General features: G+C 59.2%; 15 protein-coding genes. 7 read left to right on the top strand and 8 right to left on the bottom strand.

Going from position 1 to position 19,134, the window contains the following annotated elements; all coding sequences use genetic code 11:
- Positions 1 to 5 precede the first annotated feature (5 nt).
- The 5 genes from C1J05_RS10595 to C1J05_RS10575 all read right to left on the bottom strand — a co-directional run bounded on the left by C1J05_RS10595 (position 6) and on the right by C1J05_RS10575 (position 5,340).
- Positions 6 to 830, bottom strand: a complete 825-nt coding sequence (locus tag C1J05_RS10595) for an ABC transporter permease (RefSeq protein ID WP_114870225.1) — start codon at positions 828 to 830, stop codon at positions 6 to 8.
- The gene (locus C1J05_RS10590) at positions 830 to 1,714 is read right to left on the bottom strand and encodes an ABC transporter permease (protein ID WP_114872262.1); all 885 of its coding nucleotides are present in this window, start codon (positions 1,712 to 1,714) and stop codon (positions 830 to 832) included. Before C1J05_RS10590 ends, C1J05_RS10595 begins: the two co-directional genes overlap by 1 nt.
- Position 1,715: 1 nt before the next feature.
- Entirely contained in the window at positions 1,716 to 2,801 is a 1,086-nt protein-coding gene (locus tag C1J05_RS10585) for an ABC transporter ATP-binding protein (protein WP_254684769.1), read from the bottom strand.
- A 73-nt stretch (positions 2,802 to 2,874) separates the two neighbouring features.
- On the bottom strand, positions 2,875 to 3,915 hold the full coding sequence (locus tag C1J05_RS10580) for an ABC transporter substrate-binding protein (RefSeq protein ID WP_114870223.1): 1,041 nt from the start codon (positions 3,913 to 3,915) through the stop codon (positions 2,875 to 2,877).
- Positions 3,916 to 4,008: 93 nt separating this feature from the next.
- Complete coding sequence (locus C1J05_RS10575) at positions 4,009 to 5,340, bottom strand: NAD(P)/FAD-dependent oxidoreductase (RefSeq protein WP_162797994.1); 1,332 nt, start codon at positions 5,338 to 5,340, stop codon at positions 4,009 to 4,011.
- A gap of 187 nt (positions 5,341 to 5,527) precedes the next feature.
- Between C1J05_RS10575 and C1J05_RS10570 the strand changes: the two genes are divergently transcribed.
- Positions 5,528 to 6,418: a LysR family transcriptional regulator gene (locus C1J05_RS10570; protein ID WP_254684768.1), complete on the top strand. Its 891-nt coding sequence runs from the start codon at positions 5,528 to 5,530 to the stop codon at positions 6,416 to 6,418.
- A gap of 2 nt (positions 6,419 to 6,420) precedes the next feature.
- Here the strand turns inward: C1J05_RS10570 and C1J05_RS21410 are convergent, their stop codons facing one another.
- On the bottom strand, positions 6,421 to 6,558 hold the full coding sequence (locus C1J05_RS21410; protein ID WP_162797993.1) for a hypothetical protein: 138 nt from the start codon (positions 6,556 to 6,558) through the stop codon (positions 6,421 to 6,423).
- A gap of 109 nt (positions 6,559 to 6,667) precedes the next feature.
- Positions 6,668 to 8,716 (bottom strand): ASKHA domain-containing protein, encoded by a 2,049-nt coding sequence (locus C1J05_RS10565; RefSeq protein ID WP_114870221.1) that lies wholly within the window; start codon positions 8,714 to 8,716, stop codon positions 6,668 to 6,670.
- A gap of 237 nt (positions 8,717 to 8,953) precedes the next feature.
- Between C1J05_RS10565 and guaB the strand changes: the two genes are divergently transcribed.
- The 3 genes from guaB to C1J05_RS10550 all read left to right on the top strand — a co-directional run bounded on the left by guaB (position 8,954) and on the right by C1J05_RS10550 (position 14,072).
- Positions 8,954 to 10,402, top strand: coding sequence for an IMP dehydrogenase (gene guaB / locus C1J05_RS10560; protein ID WP_114870220.1), 1,449 nt, complete (start codon positions 8,954 to 8,956; stop codon positions 10,400 to 10,402).
- A gap of 50 nt (positions 10,403 to 10,452) precedes the next feature.
- Entirely contained in the window at positions 10,453 to 11,619 is a 1,167-nt protein-coding gene (locus tag C1J05_RS10555) for an RsmB/NOP family class I SAM-dependent RNA methyltransferase (RefSeq protein ID WP_114870219.1), read from the top strand.
- Between the two features lie 245 nt (positions 11,620 to 11,864).
- Entirely contained in the window at positions 11,865 to 14,072 is a 2,208-nt protein-coding gene (locus C1J05_RS10550; RefSeq protein WP_114872260.1) for an ATP-binding protein, read from the top strand.
- Between the two features lie 31 nt (positions 14,073 to 14,103).
- On the opposite strand, the gene C1J05_RS10545 is transcribed toward C1J05_RS10550, so the two are convergent.
- A complete protein-coding gene (locus C1J05_RS10545; protein WP_114870218.1) occupies positions 14,104 to 14,721 on the bottom strand; it encodes a gamma-glutamyl kinase in 618 nt (205 codons plus the stop codon).
- Positions 14,722 to 14,912: 191 nt separating this feature from the next.
- On the opposite strand from C1J05_RS10545, the gene recA reads away from it, so the two are divergent.
- The 3 genes from recA to C1J05_RS10530 all read left to right on the top strand — a co-directional run bounded on the left by recA (position 14,913) and on the right by C1J05_RS10530 (position 19,114).
- Positions 14,913 to 15,992 (top strand): recombinase RecA, encoded by a 1,080-nt coding sequence (gene recA / locus C1J05_RS10540; protein WP_114870217.1) that lies wholly within the window; start codon positions 14,913 to 14,915, stop codon positions 15,990 to 15,992.
- 172 nt (positions 15,993 to 16,164) lie between these two features.
- On the top strand, positions 16,165 to 18,825 hold the full coding sequence (alaS, locus tag C1J05_RS10535) for an alanine--tRNA ligase (protein ID WP_114872259.1): 2,661 nt from the start codon (positions 16,165 to 16,167) through the stop codon (positions 18,823 to 18,825).
- 1 nt (position 18,826) lies between these two features.
- The gene (locus C1J05_RS10530; RefSeq protein WP_114870216.1) at positions 18,827 to 19,114 is read left to right on the top strand and encodes a DUF1330 domain-containing protein; all 288 of its coding nucleotides are present in this window, start codon (positions 18,827 to 18,829) and stop codon (positions 19,112 to 19,114) included.
- Positions 19,115 to 19,134: the final 20 nt, after the last annotated feature.

Genomic DNA, 19,134 nt, shown 5'->3' with positions numbered 1-19,134 from the left:
ACGCGCTACCGCCCGGTCTTGCTGCGTCCGAACACCTGCGCCAGCACCATCATCACGGATGTTACCACAATCATCAGGGTCGAAATGGACGCGATTGTCGGATCGATCTGATCGCGCAGCGCGTTGAACATGTTGCGTGTCAGGGTGGCGTTGTCGCCCCCGGAAATGAACATGGCAATCACCACTTCGTCAAACGAGGTCAGAAAGGACAGCAGCGCCGAGGTGACCACGGCAAATCGGATCTGGGGCAGGGTGACAGTCAGAAACGCCTTCCACCTTGGCGCGCCCAGACTGCGCGATGCCAGTTCCTGATTCATGTCATAGCTTTTCAGCGCCGATCCCGTGACGATCAGCACAAGGGGCAGGGCCAGAATGGTGTGCGCCAGCACAAGGCCGGTGACAGTATAAAGCAGGTTCAGTTTCACATAGGCATAAAACGCCCCGATGGCGATCAGGACCACGGGCACCATCATCGGCGTTATCAGCAGAACAAAGGCAACGCGGATAAAGCGGATGTTGCTGGCATGCAGGCCATAGGCGGCGACTACACCGATCGGTGTGGCCACAAGCATCGTCAGAAACGCCACTTTCAGCGATGTGTAGGTGGCCTGCATCCACGCATCGGATGCGAAATAGTGGCGATACCAGCGGGTCGACCATGTTTCCGGTGGAAATTCCAGATACTGCGAATCCGAAAACGACATCGGGATCACGATCAGCGTGGGCGTGACCAGCAACAGCATCGTGATAATGGCGAAAATATAAAGCCAAAGCCGCTGCCCGTGGGTGACCTGTGTATCCGACGCGGGTTTTTTCAGCCAGTTCAGCATCAGTGACCGCCCCCCGTCATCTTTTCAAGGTTCAGGAAGCGGGACGCGATCCAGAGCACGCCGCCGGTCAGAACAAGAAGCACAGCGCCCAAGGCACTGGCCGCGCCCCAGTTCACGAACAGTTCGATGTTGGAGACGATCTTCATCGACACCATGATCACCTTGCCACCGCCCAGAACCGCAGGGGTCACGAAAAAGCCAAGACACAGAACAAACACCATCAGCGCCCCGGCAAACAGGCCCGGCGTAGAGAGCGGAAAGAATACGCTCCAGAACGCGCGGCGCGGACTGGCACCAAGGTTCGATGCGGCCTTGAGCAGGTCGGTGTCGATGGCGCGCATGGCGCTGTAGACCGGAAGGATCAGAAACGGCAGCATGATGTGTACCATCCCGATCAGCGTACCGGTCATGTTGTGGACGATCTTGATCGGTTCGTCCCACAGGCCAAGACTGATGGCCCAATCGTTGACCAGACCCCTTTTCTGCAACAACACCAGCCACGCATAGGTGCGCACCAGCAGCGATGTCCAGAACGGCAAAAGCACCGTTATCAGGCACAGGTTTGCGATGCGGGTGGGCAGCTGTGACATGAAATAGGCCAGCGGATAGCCGATCAGAACGCACAGGCCCGTCGTCAGCAGGCTGATCTGGAACGTGGTTATGAAAATGCGCGCGTAGGATTTGCGGTCGATCATGCGTTGGTAGTTTTCCAGTGAAAACTGCCCGTTTGCGCCGATGAAGGACACATAGAACAGCCAGCCGACCGGAATGACCAGAATGACCATCACCAAGAGCAGCGCGGGCGAACTGAGACCGAACAGTTTCAGCCGTTCCAGTTTTTCGTCGCGGCGCAATCCGTGTGCGTTGATATCGGTTGCGCTCATGTCATACATCCGCGCCGTCGATGATGACGGTATCGCCCGGATCAAGCGCCAGAGTGACGGGATCGCCAATGGCGGGCAACCCATCCACAGTGCCATCGCGGATCGCGCCGCGCAGGCTGATTTCGGTACCGTCCGCCAGATTTGCATACATCAGATAGCTGTCGCCCTGATAGACCACCTCGGACACGGATGCCTTGAACAGGTTCACATCCCCGCCTGTCTGTGCCGCCAGCCGGACCCGCTCGGGGCGCAGCATGAGTGATAATGTCGGTGTTTCGGGAACCGGGCGGGTTGTTTTCAGAACGGTATCACCTTGGGTGACAGTGCTGCCGTTTCGAGTGACCGGCAAAAAGGTTGAATCGCCGATAAAATCCGCCACAAACCGGTTGGCCGGCTGATCGTACAGATCCTGCGGGGTGGCCAGTTGCATTATGCGTCCGTGATTGACCACGGCAATCCGGTCGGACATGGTCAGCGCCTCGCGCTGGTCGTGGGTGACATAGACGGTGGTCATTCCCAGTTTTTCGTGCAGGTGGCGTAGTTCGATCTGCATCCGGTCGCGCAGTTTCTTGTCAAGCGCGGACAGCGGTTCGTCCATCAGCAGAATGCGCGGTTCAAATACAATCGAACGGGCCAGCGCGACGCGCTGTTTCTGGCCACCGGAAAGCTGATCGATGTTACGGGTGCCAAAGCCGCCCAACTGCACGGTTTCCAGCGCCTTTTCGACCCGTTGATCCAGTTCGGCCTTTGGCGTTTTGCGCAGGCGCAGCGGATAGCCGACATTGCCGGCGACAGTCATATGGGGAAACAGGGCATAGTTCTGGAACACCATGCCCACATCACGCAGATGCGGTGCCAGACGGATGACTTCGGTGTCGCCGAATTTCAAGCTGCCACGGTCGGGGCGGGTAAAGCCCGCCAGCACCATCAGCAGCGTGGTCTTGCCCGATCCGGACGGGCCCAGCAGGGTCAGAAACTCTCCGCTTTTGACATCCAGAGACACATCATCCAGCGCATGGACCTTGCCGTAGGTCTTGGTGACATGACGCACGGTGATGGGAAGGGCGGCGTTTGGTGTTTGGGCCAATATCTCGTCCTTTTGGTCAGGGGGCCACGGGCCGCACGGGCGGCCCATGGCAAAAGGTGTCAAGGGATGCGGATTATTCTGTCAGCATTTCCTGATACATTTCATCCGCGATGGTTTCCCATTTCGCGTACCAATCCAGCGAGACCGGCAGTTGAAGCGCCGCGTTGTCAGGCGATGAAGGCAGCATGGCGACCATTTCGGCATCGATCTTGCCCAGATCATAGGCCGCTTTGTTTGTGGGGCCGTAGGTTATGTAAAGCGGCAGGTTGGCCTGATATTCGGGCTTGGAAATTTCGGCCAGAAACATCATCGCGGTGTCCTTGTTCGGTGCGCCCAGCGGGATCGCGAAACAGTCGTAATCAAGCAAGGCCTGATTGTAGCTGTATTTCACCTGCGCGCCGTCCTTGGCGGCGTTGTCAAAGCGACCGTTCCAGCCGGTTGTCATGTCGACTTCGCCGTCTTTCATCAACTGCGCGTGCTGCGCGCCCGACGTCCAGAACACATCGATATTGGGTTTCAGTTCGCGGATCTTGTTCAGCGCGCGTTCGATGCCTTCTTCTGAATCCAGCACGGAATAGACGTCTTCCATGGCGACACCATCAGCCATCAATGCCGGTTCAAGTGCGCCGGCAACCTTGGCACGGTAGGCGCGCTTGCCCGGGAACTTTTCAACATCGAAAAAATCGGCCCAGCTTTGCGGGCCGGCATCACCGTAAGTGTCGGTGTTCCAGGCATAAACGGTGGAAAACACATCACCGCCGACGCAGTGCTTGGAATAGAGCGTCGGATAGAAATCCGAAACGTCGATGATCGAATAATCCAGCTCTTCCAGCAATCCTTCGGCCCCGGCGCGCGCGGCAGACCCCGATCCGCTGGCCACAATATCAAGAGTGACAGCACCGGATGTCACCTGCAGGCGGACATCGGACATCCCGCCATAGGTTTCTTCCTTGACCACAATGCCGGTGGCTTCGGATGCGGGGCCGAACAGCGCCTTGCTTTGTGCTTCCTGATAGGAACCGCCCCAGGATGCGATGGTGACGGTTTTGTCTTGGGCAAGGGCCGGAACGGCGATTAAGGACGCCGCCAGCGTCAGACCAGTTGAAAGCTTCATAATTATCCTCCTTGTTGATATCCGCCATATTCTTTGGCGTTTGGGTGTTGCCAGGTTGCGTGCCCGACGGCTTTGGCAAAGGCCGCCGGGGTGTCATTTCTGATTGGATGCCGCCGCTTTCTGATACTCGGCGCGGTCCTTGCGACGGTACCATGCCACAGTCGCGGGCAGAAACCACGGATTGCCGCGATAGAACGGTCGGGTGGGATTGGGCAGGTTGTCGATTGCGGTGCGCCCTTCGGGCAGGCCCAGTATCTTTTGCCCCAGACGCATGCCCAGATAGCTCGCCATCGACACCCCCGATCCGCAATAGCCCATCGCGTAGTGAACCCCGTCATGCACGCCGGTGTGGGCCAGTTCGTCAAAGGTATACGCGACCTTGCCCGACCATGAATGGGTGACGCGGTAGGCGGCCAGTTCGGGAAAGATGCGACACATATCGGCGTAAAGTTTCGGGCCGCTGACCGCGTTGTTGGTTTCGGTGGCCGACACCCGCCCGCCAAACAGGATGCGTGTGCGATCCGGCGAGGGGCGATAATAATAGATCACCTTGCAGGTGTCGCTGGCGATGCGGTCGGTCGGGAAAAGACGGTCCATCAGATCGCCGGGCAGGGGTTCGGTTGCGATGATGTAGCTGCCAATCGGGATGATGCGGCGTTGCAGCCACGGCATCAGGCTGGTGGTGTAGCCGTTGGTGGCAATGATCACGTCGCGCGCCTTGATGGTGCCTTTGGACGTGGTCAGTACAAATCCGCCTGTGTCCTTTGCAATGTCGCTCACGGCGCAGTGGCCGGTGACATGCGCGCCGGCACGGACGGCAATATCCAGCAAACCCCTGTGATAACGCGCGGGATCAAGCGCTGCGTGCCGTTCAAAGACAACGCCGCCGAAATAGACATCCGATCCCAGTTCGCTGCGCTGGTCCTGTCGCGGCACCACGTGGGTTTCAATGCCTTCATGTTTGCGCAGGTCTTCTGCGTTGCGGGCGATTTCTTCGAAATGGGCCGGGGTGTGGGCCGCGTGATAGCGCCCGCAGCGGCGAAAATGGCAATCGATGTTTTCGCTGCCGATGAAATCGCCGATCCATTCCAGCGCGTTTTCGCCTTCCTTGCGGATGGCGCGGGCGCGGTCAGGCCCATAGCGCTTTGTCAGTTTTTCCAGCGACGGCTTGATACTAGTGCTGATCTGGCCGCCATTGCGGGTACTGCAGCCCCAACCGGGGTCTTGGGCATCCAGCACCAATGTGCTGCGCCCGGCGCGCGCGGTCTGGATCGCGGCATTCAGACCCGTGTAACCGGACCCGACGATCACAACATCGGCGCTGGCCAGCGGAACATCGGGCAGCGATGGCGCAGGGGGCAGACCGTCCAGCCAGTAGGACGTGTCCTTGAAATTCTTCAACAAAGGCGTTTCCGACGTGGTCATCTTTGACGGCATCCCCAAGCAGTCGCACCCGCAGATGGTCAGGCCGTTGCAAAACAGCAAAGATCAATCCGGTCGCGCGGTCTCTTGACGCTAGGAAACGCCCTTGATTAAATCAATTTAATATCTGTTATCTTTAGTTTCGATTTACTTATACAAATGAATGAATCAGCCATGGGCAGGGTGCTTTGTGCAACTTAAACTGAGACATCTGGAAGTCTTTGATGCCCTGCTGGAAGCAGGATCGGTATCGCGCGCGGCTGAGCGGCTTAATCTGACACAGCCTGCCGTCAGTATCGCGCTGTCCAATCTTGAGGCGGATCTGGGCTTTCGCCTGTTTCATCGCGAGCGGGGATATTTTGCGCCCACAGGCGAGGCAATGTTGCTGCACAGCGAAGTGGCGCAAGGGTTGCGGGCGATTTCGCGTGTGACACAACGGGCCGAAGAAATCCGTTCGGGCACCACGGGCACGGTCAGCATCGCAACGAACGGGGCGCTGGCGATCAATTTCCTGCCTGCGCTGGTTGCGGATTATCAAAAACACAACCCCGGCGTCGGGATCGAAGTGCGGGTCCACAGTTCGCGTCAGATCGCATCATGGGTCGGGGTGCGCCAGATCGATATCGGGCTGATTGACCTGCCTGTTCCGGTCGCGGGGCTGAACGCGGATGTGTACCTCTTGGAATGCGTGTGCGTCATGTCGGGGAACGACCCGCTGAGTGCAGTTGATGTTGTTTCACCGCGCGCGCTTCAGGGGCGATCTGTCGTCGGGGTAACAGGGGATCATACGGTTGACCGGCAGTTGGAACGCATGTTGTCCGATACCGGCACGACCGTGACGCGCACGGTGTCCGGATATTTCTTTGCCATTGCGCGCAATATCGTGGCTGCGGGCAATGATGTTGCGATCATTGATCCGATCAATGGCAAGGCGAAGTTGAACGACGGGGTCACATGGCGCCCCTTTGCCCCGCGTATTGATCACGAACTGGCTGTGATCACGGCCAAGGACAAACCGATCGGGCAGGCGGCGGCCGCCTTGCATGCCCAGATATGCCGCGCGCTGGACGCCTATAAATAGACCTATCGTTCGCCGTATTTCGAACGTTCTTCGATCTGTTGGTAATAGGGCACGCTGTTGTCCTGTGTCGTGGCATCAAGACAGGCAGGCAGGGCAGCAAGGCACGTGCCAAGCAGCGCAAAGCGGAACAATCGGATCATCGGGATATCCTTTGCTACATCGGGGCGCTGCACAGGCGGCGCGGGTACACGCCAAACGTGGCATTTCGCGCGCCGAAGTCCAGACTTGTTCCGCCTTTTTTGTCCCTGTTTATCCCCGCCGCCGTTTGCGCCGCCCGCCTGTCGCCCCGTCATCCGCTCCGCCGCCGCCCGTGTTGAAGGTGGCATTGGGCAAGGTGACAATCGAATTCAGGATCGGAAACGGTTCCACCGAATTCGGAATGGCGCTGGCGTTCACGAAATGCTCTTGAAAGCGGGGTTCGATCGCGGTTTCGATCTTGTGAATATTGCGCACGGTTTCTTCGATTTCGGCGCGGGCACCAGTGTTCAGAAGCGCGATCCGCGCGCCTGTTCCGGCGGCGTTGCCGGCCGATGTGACCTTGTCCAGGGGCGCATCGGGGATCATGCCCAGCACCATCGCGTGTTTGGGGCTGATATGGGCGCCGAACGCGCCCGCCAGAACCACGCGATCCACCTTGTCGACACCGAATTTGTCCATCAACAGGCGCGCGCCGGAATACAGCGCCGCCTTGGCCATCTGGATTTCGCGGATATCGCGGTTTGTTACGGTGATCTTCGGCCCGCCCTTGGCTGTGGCGTCATAGACCAGATAGGAATAGGTGCGCCCGTCCAGAAAGCAGCGCGATGTGCCAGTTTGTTCCGGCGATCCGATCAGGCCGGGGGCATCGACAACACCTGCCATCCGCATTTCGGCGACCAGTTCGATAATGCCCGATCCGCAGATGCCGGTGACGCCGGTCGTTGCGATTGCTTCTTCGAAACCGTCTTCGTCGGACCAGATATCAGAACCGATCACGCGAAAGCGGGGTTCCTTGGTCACGGGGTCAATCTCGACCCGCTCGATCGCACCGGGGGCGGCGCGCTGGCCGGAACTGATCTGCGCGCCCTCAAAGGCGGGGCCGGTGGGCGAGGAACAGGCCAGAACCTTTTCGGTGTTGCCCAGCAGGATTTCGGCGTTGGTGCCCACATCGACAACCAACAGCAGTTCCTTGGATTTGTCGGGCGCTTCGGATAGCGCAACAGCCGCCGCATCGGCGCCCACATGGCCCGCGATACACGGCAGCAGGTAGACCCGCGCGGAAGGATGGATGTTCAGATCCAGATCGTCGGCGCGCAGCCGCAATGAATTGGATGTTGCCAGCGCGAAAGGCGCCTGACCCAGTTCGAACGGATCAATCCCCAGAAACAGATGGTGCATGACGGGGTTGCAGACAAACACCGCATCCACGATCAGCGCCTTGTCAATTTCCGCCTCAGCGGCAACCTGTGTGAACAGGGCATTCATGCCCTCGCGCACCGCTGTTGTCATCTCCTGCGCGCCCTTGGGGTTCATCATCGAATAAGACACGCGGCTCATCAAATCTTCGCCAAAGCGGATCTGCGGGTTCATGATGCCGGAAGAGGCGACAACCTCGCCCGATTGCAGATCGCACAGATGCGCGGCGATGGTTGTCGATCCCAGATCAACGGCAAGGCCGTAAACCGACCCTTCGTAATACCCGGGCCAGATGTGCATGATGCGCGGCGCGTTCTCATGATCGCCCAGATGCACGGCACAGGTGACGTTCCATTGCCCCTTGCGCAGGATCGGTTGCATCACCTGCAGGATATGCAGATCGGCATGTACGTTTTCCAGACCCCACTGGGATTTCAGCGCGTCGGTCAGGCGTTCCATATCGCCCGACGGATCGTGCATGTCCGGTTCGGCCACTTCGACATAATAAAGCTTTGTTGACGGGTTCATCGTGATCTGGCGCGCTTCGGCACGTTTGCGCACGACCTGTTTGTGCACCTGGCTTTCCGGTGGCACATCGATCACGACGTCACCCTGCACCGTGGCCTGACAGCCAAGGCGGCGCCCTTCGATCAGGCCGCGTTTGGATTTATAGCGTTCCTCGACGCTGTTCCATTCCGAAAGCGCGTTGTTCTTGACGGTGACGCCATGTTTGGAAAATTCGCCATAGCTGGGCGTGATCTGACATTTGGAACAGATGCCACGCCCGCCACAAACGGAGTCCAGATCGACGCCCAACTGCCGCGCCGCCGTCAGAATGGGCGTACCCACGGGAAACTTGCCACGTTTGCCCGAAGGCGTAAAAATTACCAGAGGATCGCTCATGCGCGGGGTCGTCCTTTTGCCAGTGTTGGCCAGACAATAGGCGACCTTGCGCCAAGAGAAAGGCGGCTTGCGGCAAAATCAGGTTTGGTCGCGGCATTTTTTGAAAATTCGCCTGAAATGGCGATCCCTTGGGGCACGGATGTGGATCATCCCCAAGATATATACATGGCCTCTTTTACGCAGGTGCGATCCGTGTCATAGGGTGGCCGCCAAACGAGCTATCCATGGAGAGTTGTGATGGAGATTCGCGAGGCCCTTACCTTTGATGATGTTCTGCTGGTGCCGGGGGCGTCTTCGGTCCTGCCTGCAGGGGCCAATACCAGCACGCGGGTGACGCAGGCGATTGCCTTGAACATTCCGTTGCTGAGCAGCGCGATGGACACCGTCACAGAAGGCCGCATGGCCATTGCCATGGCACAGGCGGGCGGCATGGGCGTGGTGCATCGCAACCTGGATATCGAAGCGCAGGCCCGTGAAATCCGGCGCGTGAAACGGTTTGAATCCGGCATTGTCTACAATCCGATCACCCTGCGGGCTGATCAGACGCTGGCCGATGCAAAAGCGCTGCAAGAGCGCTATAGCGTGACGGGGTTTCCCGTAGTGGACGATGCCGGGCGCGTGGTCGGCATCGTGACCAACCGGGACATGCGCTTTGCCAGCGATGATGCCACGCCCGTCAGCGTGATGATGACCACCGACAATCTGGCGGTTCTGAACGAACCCGCCGACCGCGAAGAGGCGATCAGCCTGATGAAGGCGCGCCGGATCGAAAAACTGCTGATCACGAACGGCAAGGGCGTTCTCACGGGGCTGCTGACCCTGAAAGACACAGAACAGGCGGTGTTGAACCCGACAGCGTGCAAGGACGAACTGGGCCGCTTGCGGGTGGCTGCGGCCAGCACGGTTGGGGATGCGGGCTTTGAACGGTCTCAGGCGCTGGTTGATGCCGGTGTGGATATGATCGTGATCGACACCGCGCATGGCCATTCCGAAGGCGTTGCACGCGCGGTGGAGCGGGCCAAGATGCTGTCGAACGAAGTGCAGGTTGTCGCCGGAAATGTCGCCACGGGCGAGGCGACCCGCGCGCTGATCGGTGCCGGGGCGGATGCGATCAAGGTGGGCATCGGGCCGGGATCAATCTGTACGACGCGGATGGTGGCCGGTGTCGGCGTGCCGCAACTGACGGCGATCATGGATTGCGCCGCGGCTGCAGGTGATATTCCGGTGATTGCCGATGGCGGCATCAAGTTTTCCGGTGATTTTGCCAAGGCGATCGCGGCGGGTGCGTCCTGTGCAATGGTCGGATCGATGATTGCGGGCACCGATGAAAGCCCCGGAGAAGTCATTCTATATCAAGGGCGTAGCTTTAAAAGTTATCGTGGAATGGGGTCGCTTGGCGCGATGGCGCGCGGATCGGCGGACCGGTATTTTCAAAAGGATGCCGCCAGTGACAAACTGGTGCCCGAAGGGATCGAGGGGCAGGTTCCCTATAAAGGCAGCGCCAATGCAGTGATCCATCAACTGGTTGGCGGCTTGCGGGCGGCGATGGGATATACCGGTTGCGCCACCATCGAAGAAATGCGCAGCAACTGCACCTTTGTGCGGATCACCGGTGCGGGCCTCAAGGAAAGCCATGTACATGATGTGCAGATCACCCGCGAAAGCCCGAATTACCGCATAGGATAAGTGTTTATGAACAATATGTTGTGCGCCAAATATAATGTGAAAACCGGGCAATGACACCCTCTGCGCGCGTCGCCGCGGCCGTCACCATTCTGGATGAGATTCTGAACGGAGTTCCTGCCGAACAGGCTTTGACGTCCTGGGCCAGACGCAGCCGGTTTGCCGGATCAAAGGATCGTGCCGCTATCCGTGATCATGTTTTTGATGCGATCCGGCGCAAGCTGTCATTTGCCGCCCTGGGCGGCGGGATGAGCGGGCGTGGCCTTATGATCGGGCAGGTCCGCGCGTCCGGTGCAGACCCCGAAACCGTGTTTACCGGCGATGGGTATGGTGCGCCCGCCCTTGATGATGCGGAACGCGCCGCTGGCCAGGAACCGCAATCAGACTCCGAGCGCTGGAACCTGCCGGACTGGCTGGTCCGGTCGTTCAAAGAGTCTCTGGGCGACGCCGCCGAAGACACGGCGATGCATCTGGCAGAACGCGCGCCGGTCATGCTGCGGGTGAATCTGGCGATGGGATCGGTGGCCGAGGCGATAGACCGGCTTGCCGAAGAGGGCATAAGCGTTCAGCCGCACGGGCTGGCCGAGACTGTGCTGGTCGTGTGCGACGGGGCGCGTAAAATCCGGAATTCGGCGGCCTATACCAGCGGCTGCGTTGAATTGCAGGACGCGGCCAGTCAGGCGGTTGTTGCTGCGTTGCCCCTGCGCGATGATCAGACCGTTCTGGATTACTGTGCCGGTGGCGGCGGCAAGACACTGGCGATGGCGGCGCGGGTGAATGCCCGGTTTTTTGCCTATGATATCGATCCGGGCCGGATGAAAGACCTGCCGCTGCGCGCCGTGCGGGCCGGAGCAGGCGTGCGTATGCTGACAGTCGATGAGCTGGCACAGAACGGCCCCTATGATCTTGTGCTCTGCGACGCGCCTTGTTCGGGCAGTGGTGCGTGGCGCCGTTCGCCGGATGGAAAGTGGACCCTCACGCCGGAAAAACTGAACGATCTGAATGGTGTGCAGGACGATGTTCTTTCAAATGCCGCGGCGCTTGTGGCGCCGAACGGAACGCTGGCTTATGCCACCTGTTCCGTCCTTCGGTCTGAAAACCAGGACCGTGTTCAGGCGTTCCTGTCGCGTAATCCGGAATGGAAGTGCACCTTTGAGCAGGTATTTCTGCCGTCCCAGGGCGGAGATGGATTTTACAGCGCACACTTGACGCGCGGGTAATTTGAAATCTAAACAACTTAAGGTAGTAAATTGAGATCGCGAAGCAGCGGTTAAGCGCGGATTAACCGTTGATGACGGTAATGCCCTGACACGATTCGAACTGGCAGGAGTGACGCAGCGTGCTGACACAGACGGATGAACAACATGCCCGGCCCGTTACGGATGGTGTGTTTGCGCGTTTGCAACGTGTTGCGGATCAGGCAGTGCGCCAATGCAGTATCCTGTTCGCCACGGCGCTGGTGATCATGGCAGGCGGTGTTCTTCTGGCACCCAGGCCGGTCTTGTTGCCGCTGGTCGGGGCCGGGGGCACTCTGGCGGCGATCACGGCGCTGCTGCTTGGTTTGGCGCTGTATCACAGAAACGCGCAGGCAACCGCCTATCGCATCCTGACCGATTTCATTGCCAAAGATGCTGCGCCCAGTTTCGTGACAGACACGGATGGTGTGATCCGGTCGCGCAACGCGGCGGCGCGCGAAAGAATGGACAGCCTAGGGTCGCAAACGCTTGCCAGCGTGTTGCGCACGGTTTTTGCAAACCCCAGCGCGGTTTTGTTCCGCCTGCAATCCAAGGCGGAAACTGTCGGGTCGGCCAAAGAAGATCTGGTAACGCGTCAGGGACATTACCGGCTGGCTGTGCACGGTGTGGGGCAGGGCATGTTTCTGTGGCGGATCGAGGATATACTTGAACGTCCGAATACGGGGCGCGGGGCGGACAGCCTGTCCATCCCATTGATCACAGTCGGACGTACCGACGCCGTTTTGTTCATGAACGAAGCCGCGCGTCACCTGATCGGCAGCCGCGTCAAATCGCTGGACCGATTGTTTGTGTCGCTGCCCTATACATCCGGCCAGCCCAGCAGGATCACGACCGCAGAAGGCCCCAGGGATGTGCTGGTGTCAGAAGTGCCGGCCAGCGCCGGCCGGCGCGAAGTGTATCTGATGCCGATGCAGGTTCAGCACGATCCGCAGGACTGGACCATGTTTCAGGATCTGTCGGTGCCCCTGCTCAAAGTGGCGGCCGGTGGCGAGATTCTGATGGCGAACACCACGGCAACGGCCCTTCTGGGTGGCAAGATCGGTGAAAACACCGTGCTGTCGGATGTGATGGAAGGGTTGGGGCGGGCGATCCCGGACTGGCTTGCCGAAGCTGCGCAGGCGCATTCCACCCCCCGATCCGAGTTCTTGCGCCTTACGCGGCGCGACAGGGAGGTGTTCGTTCAGGTCACGCTGAACCGGTGCGTCGAGGCGACAGGCACCGCCCTGATCGCAGTTCTAAGCGATGCAACCGAGCTTAAAACGCTGGAAGCGCAGTTTGTGCAAAGCCAGAAAATGCAGGCCATCGGGCAACTGGCGGGCGGTGTGGCGCATGATTTCAACAACCTTTTAAAAGCGATTTCAGGGCATTGCGATCTGTTGTTGCTGCGGCATGATCAGGGGGATCCGGAATATAGCGATCTGGTGCAGATCAACCAGAATGCCAATCGGGCCGCTGCCCTTGTCGGGCAGTTGCTGGCGTTTTCGCGCAAGCAGACCTTGCGGCCCGAAGTGCTGGATATGCGCGATACCCTGTCTGACCTGACCCATCTTCTGAACCGGCTGGTCGGTGAAAAAATAACTCTGACGCTGTCGCATGATCCGGTTCTGCAATCCATCCGCGCCGACAAGCGCCAGCTTGAACAGGTGCTGATGAACCTTGTGGTAAACGCACGGGATGCGATGCCGTCGGGCGGTGAAATCCGTATCGAAACCGAAGGGGTGCACTTTCCAGACATGGTGGAACGCGAGCGCGCCCATATTCCTGTCGGTTCTTACGTATCGGTCAAGGTTTCGGACGAAGGAACGGGGATCGCCGCGGACAAGTTGCAAAAAATATTCGAACCGTTCTTTACCACCAAGCGCACGGGCGAGGGCACCGGGCTTGGCCTGTCAACCGCCTACGGGATCGTAAAGCAGACAGGCGGGTTCATCTTTGTGGACAGTGTGGTCGGGTCGGGAACCGCCTTTACCCTGTTGTTCCCGGTCTACGAAGTGGAAGCGATGGCACCTGCGCCAGCGCCCGTTGTCGCGGTGGCGACACAGCCCAAGCATGGCGAAGGCGTGATTCTGCTGGTCGAAGACGAAGCGCCGGTACGTGCCTTTGCCAGCCGCGCCCTGCGTTTGCGCGGCTATACCGTGCTTGAGGCCGATTGCGCCGAGGCGGCTTTGAAAACCCTGGAAGATCCCGGAGTGGCCGTGGATGTTTTTGTGACCGATGTGCTGATGCCCGGCATGGACGGGCCCAGCTGGGTGCGGCAGGCCTTGCAGGACCGGCCCGATGTCAGGGTGGTGTTTGTTTTGGGATATGCCGAGGATTCATTCGGCGAAAACCAGACCCGCATCCCGAACTCGGTCTTTCTGCCGAAACCGTTTTCTTTGAACGATCTGACCGAAACGGTACATCGTCAGTTGCACTAGATGTCCGGTGTATGGGCCGCGCGGTGCCGGTTCATATGTCGTCGGGGTCGCCGCGCACCGGGATGCTGTTGTAAAGATCGAACTCCTGACTGCATTTGCGCAGCAGGGCCGCGCGGGTGTCTGGCGACAAATCCAGCGGCAATTTGGGCGATACGTTTTCCGCCCCCAGACTGATCGAAAGATCAAGACGGTCTTCCAGAAAGGCGCGCAGGCCGGATTGATCTTCGTAACGGAACAAATGGGTGACGTGGCAGCCACTGGGATGCGGTTCCAGAAATTTCGCCTGACTGCCGACATCGGCGTATGCGGGTTTGCGCCCTTTGATATAGCCTTGGACAAAGTCGTCAAAACTCAGATCGAAGGTTGCATTGGGGTTGCCTTTCATGAACGGGCGCTGGCGGTAGCGGTACCAGCTGCCCAGCCAGCTGACCGGTTCGCGCATCACCGCCAGCAATTCCATCTCGACGTTGCAGGCTTTTTCGAACATGGGGCGAAAAAAACGGTTGTAGCGATAGACCGGCGCATGTTTCAGAATCGGTGGATCGGACACCACAATGTCGGCATGCGGGGCCAGCGCCGTCTGATATGCGGTGGTTCCGGTTTTCGGCACCGACAAAAACACCAGACGTTCCTTATAAAAAACAAGCATTTAGGTTTATCCCTTGGATTGCCCACAGATGTGCTGCCATTTGTAAACCACTCTTTAACTCTTGGTGCAAACAGTAGGCGCAGGAAAAATTTGATTGAAATGTTCTCTTTTTGGTCCCATAAAGAACAAGAGGCGAACATCGACAGCATTGCCGCCCGCGCGCGGGTGTGACAGTAAGGGAATGAACAATTATGGCAACGGCAGATCTTTTGACAATGGACAGCAAGAAAAACGCGGACAAGCAGAAAGCGCTGGACAGCGCACTGGCGCAGATCGAACGGCAGTTCGGCAAGGGCTCGATCATGAAACTGGGCGCGGAAGGCGCGATACAGGACATCAAGGCCAGTTCGACCGGCTCTCTGGGTTTGGACATTGCGCTGGGAATCGGTGGATTGCCGATGGGCCGTATCATCGAGATTTACGGGCCCGAAAGCTCTGGCAAGACGACGCTGACACTGCATTGCGTGGCAGAACAGCAAAAAAAGGGCGGTGTTTGCGCCTTTGTCGATGCGGAACATGCGCTTGATCCGCAATATGCCAAGAAACTGGGCGTGGATATCGACGAGTTGCTGATCTCGCAGCCTGACACCGGCGAGCAGGCGCTTGAAATCACAGACACGCTGGTGCGGTCGGGCGCGGTGAACATGGTGGTCGTGGATTCGGTTGCGGCGCTGACGCCGAAATCGGAACTGGAAGGCGACATGGGCGACAGCAGCGTTGGCGTGCAGGCCCGTCTGATGAGCCAGGCCATGCGCAAACTGACCGGATCGATCAGCCGCAGCAACTGCATGGTGATTTTCATCAACCAGATCCGGATGAAAATCGGCGTGATGTTCGGCAGCCCCGAAACCACATCGGGGGGCAACGCGCTCAAATTCTATTCCTCGGTCCGTCTGGATATCCGCCGCATTGGCGCGGTCAAGGACCGGGACGAGGTTGTGGGCAACGCCACGCGCGTCAAAGTCGTGAAAAACAAGGTTGCCGCCCCGTTCAAACAGGTCGAATTCGACATCATGTATGGCGAAGGCATTTCCAAGAACGGCGAATTGCTGGATCTTGGCGCGGCGGCCGGTGTGGTTGATAAATCGGGTTCGTGGTTCAGCTATGGCGATGAACGGATCGGACAGGGGCGCGAGAACGCAAAACAGTTCCTGCGCGACAACCCCAAGATCGCGTTCGCGATCGAAGACAAGATACGGGCGTCGCACGGGCTTGATTTCGACATGCCCGAAGGGGCGGACGCGGCGGACGAGGATATACTGGAAGCCTGAAGATCGAACGCGTTGCGGCGCATATTCGCGCCCGCACAGAAAACACATCAAAACAGGGCGCGCGGACAGTGTGCCCTGTTTTTGCGTCTTGGGTCAGTGACCTGTGGACAGCACGCAGGTGGGCGGTTATTTGACGGAAACCGAAATTCTTCGCCCAAAAGGGGTGCCGTCCATGCAAACCGTCAACGATATCAGATCGACATTTCTGTCTTATTTCCAAAGACAGGGGCACAAGGTGGTCGACAGCAGCCCGCTGGTGCCGCGCAATGATCCGACGCTGATGTTCGCAAATTCCGGCATGGTGCAGTTCAAGAACCTGTTCACCGGGCTGGAACACCGCGATTACACCCGCGCGACGACAGCACAGAAATGTGTGCGCGCCGGCGGTAAACACAACGATCTGGACAATGTCGGCTATACGGCGCGCCATCACACGTTCTTTGAAATGCTGGGAAATTTCAGCTTTGGCGATTATTTCAAATCCGAAGCGATCCCCTATGCGTGGGAGATGGTGACAAAGGAACTGGGCATCCCCAAGGACAAGCTGACCGTTACCGTCTATCACACGGATGACGAGGCGGCAGACCTGTGGAAAAAGGTTGGCGGATTGAGCGATGACAAGATCATCCGTATCGCCACGGATGACAATTTCTGGATGATGGGCCCGACCGGTCCCTGCGGCCCGTGTTCGGAAATCTTTTATGATCACGGGGATCACATCTGGGGCGGCCCGCCGGGCAGCCCGGAAGAAGACGGCGACCGGTTTGTCGAGATCTGGAACCTTGTCTTCATGCAATATGAACAGTTTGCCGACGGATCGCGCACCGATCTGCCCAACCAGTCGATAGATACCGGCATGGGCATCGAACGGGTTGCGGCGCTGTTGCAGGGCACAAACGACAATTATGCCACCGATCTTATGCGCAGCCTGATCGAGGCCAGTGCAGATGCGTCCAGCACCGATCCTGACGGGCCCGGGCGTACGCATCACCGCGTGATTGCGGATCATCTTCGCTCAACCTCGTTTCTGATTGCGGACGGGGTGATGCCGTCCAATGACGGGCGTGGCTACGTGTTGCGCCGGATCATGCGGCGCGCCATGCGCCATGCGCATCTGCTGGGTGCGAAAGACCCGATCATGTATCAGCTGGTACCCGCGCTGGTGCGCAAGATGGGGGCGGCCTATCCCGAACTGGGGCAGGCGCAGGCGCTGATCACCGAAACGCTGAAGCTGGAAGAAACCCGGTTCAAGACGACGCTGGATCGCGGGCTGAAGCTGCTGGATGAGGAACTGGCCGATCTGCCCGAAGGACAGAACCTGCCCGGCGCGGCGGCGTTCAAGCTCTATGACACTTACGGGTTTCCGCTGGACCTGACGCAGGATGCGCTGCGTGAAAAGGGGCGCGCGGTGGACAAGGACGGATTTGATGCTGCCATGGCCGAACAAAAGGCCAAGGCGCGGGCCGCATGGTCCGGCTCGGGCGAGGCGGCGGATGCGACGATCTGGTTCGAGGTGGCCGACGAACATGGCACGACCGATTTTCTGGGCTACGATACCGAAACTGCCGAAGGCCAGATTGTGGCGCTGGTGGTTGACGGGGCCATTGCGAAAAAGGTTGGCAAAGGGGGGGCGGTGCAGATTGCGCTGAACCAGACGCCGTTTTATGCCGAAAGCGGCGGGCAGGTCGGGGATACCGGCCTGATCCGGACCGATACCGGCGTGGCCGAAGTGACCGACACGCGCAAGACGGCCGGGGTTTTTGTACATTTCGGCAAGGTGATCGAAGGCGAAATGGCACAGGGAAAGGCGGCGATGCTGATTGTCGATCATGCCCGCCGCACCGCCATCCGCGCGAACCATTCGGCCACCCACCTTCTGCACGAGGCGCTGCGCGAAACGCTGGGCGATCACGTATCACAGCGCGGATCGCTGAACGCGGCGGATCGTTTGCGGTTTGATTTCAGCCACAATGCAGCCCTGACAGCCGAAGAACTGGCCAAGGTTGAAGAGGACGTGAATGCCTATATCCGTCAGAACGCGCCCGTGGAAACGCGGATCATGACCCCGGATGACGCGCGCGGACTGGGGGCGCAGGCATTGTTTGGTGAAAAATACGGCGACGAAGTACGGGTTGTTTCGATGGGCCGGCACGACGGGTCGGGCAAGGGCAGCGACGGGCAGACCTATTCGCTGGAATTGTGCGGCGGCACCCATGTGCGCCAGACGGGCGACATCGGGGTCTTTGCCTTGCTGGGCGACAGTGCATCAAGTGCGGGCGTGCGCCGGATCGAAGCCCTGACCGGCGCGGATGCGTTGCGCCATCTGAGCGCGCAAGACCGCCGGGTCAACGCGCTTGCGCAGGAATTGAAAGCGCAGGCCGAAGATGTGCCCGCGCGGGTACGGGCCTTGATGGACGAACGCAAGGCACTGGCCAACGAAGTGGCGCAATTGCGCCGCGAGCTGGCAATGGCTGGCGGTGGAGCTGTAGATGGCACAGAACCAAATAAAGTCAATGGGATAGAGTTCATTTCTCAGGTGCTTTCGGGCGTCACGGGCAAGGATCTTCCGGCGCTGATTGATGAACACAAATCCCGGCTGGGCAGCGGTGCGGTCCTGCTGATCGCCGATGCGGGGGGCAAGGCGGCTGTCGCTGCCGGAGTGACCGATGATCTGGTGTCGCGCATTTCCGCCGTTGATCTGGTTAAGGCTGCCGTGGCAGAGTTGGGCGGGAAAGGTGGCGGCGGGCGCGCTGACATGGCGCAGGGCGGTGGGCCCGATGCGGCCAACGCCAAGGCGGCCATTGCGGCTGCAATTGCTGTATTGGAGGGATAAGATGCCAGCACTCTGGATCGCACATGTGACGGTGACCGATGAAGAGGCGTATAGCAAATACGCCGCTTTGGCGACCGAGGCGATTGCCCAACATGGCGGCAAATTCATTGCGCGTGGCGGGCGGTTCGTTCAGTTGGAAGGGCAGGCGCGTCCGCGCAATGTTGTGGCGCGGTTTCCGTCTGTCGAGGCAGCGGAAGAATGTTATAATTCAGTGACGTACCAGCGAGCGTTAAGCCATGCGCTTGGCGCGTCTGAACGCGAATTGATGATCGTGGAAACCAACGAATAAGGGCGCGACCAAAGCCGCGC

Origin of the sequence: Sulfitobacter sp. JL08, from assembly GCF_003352045.1 — a bacterium.
Taxonomy (GTDB): domain Bacteria; phylum Pseudomonadota; class Alphaproteobacteria; order Rhodobacterales; family Rhodobacteraceae; genus JL08.
The sequence above is the reverse complement of the archived record's forward strand: the minus strand, read 5'-3'. Positions and strand labels throughout refer to the sequence as shown.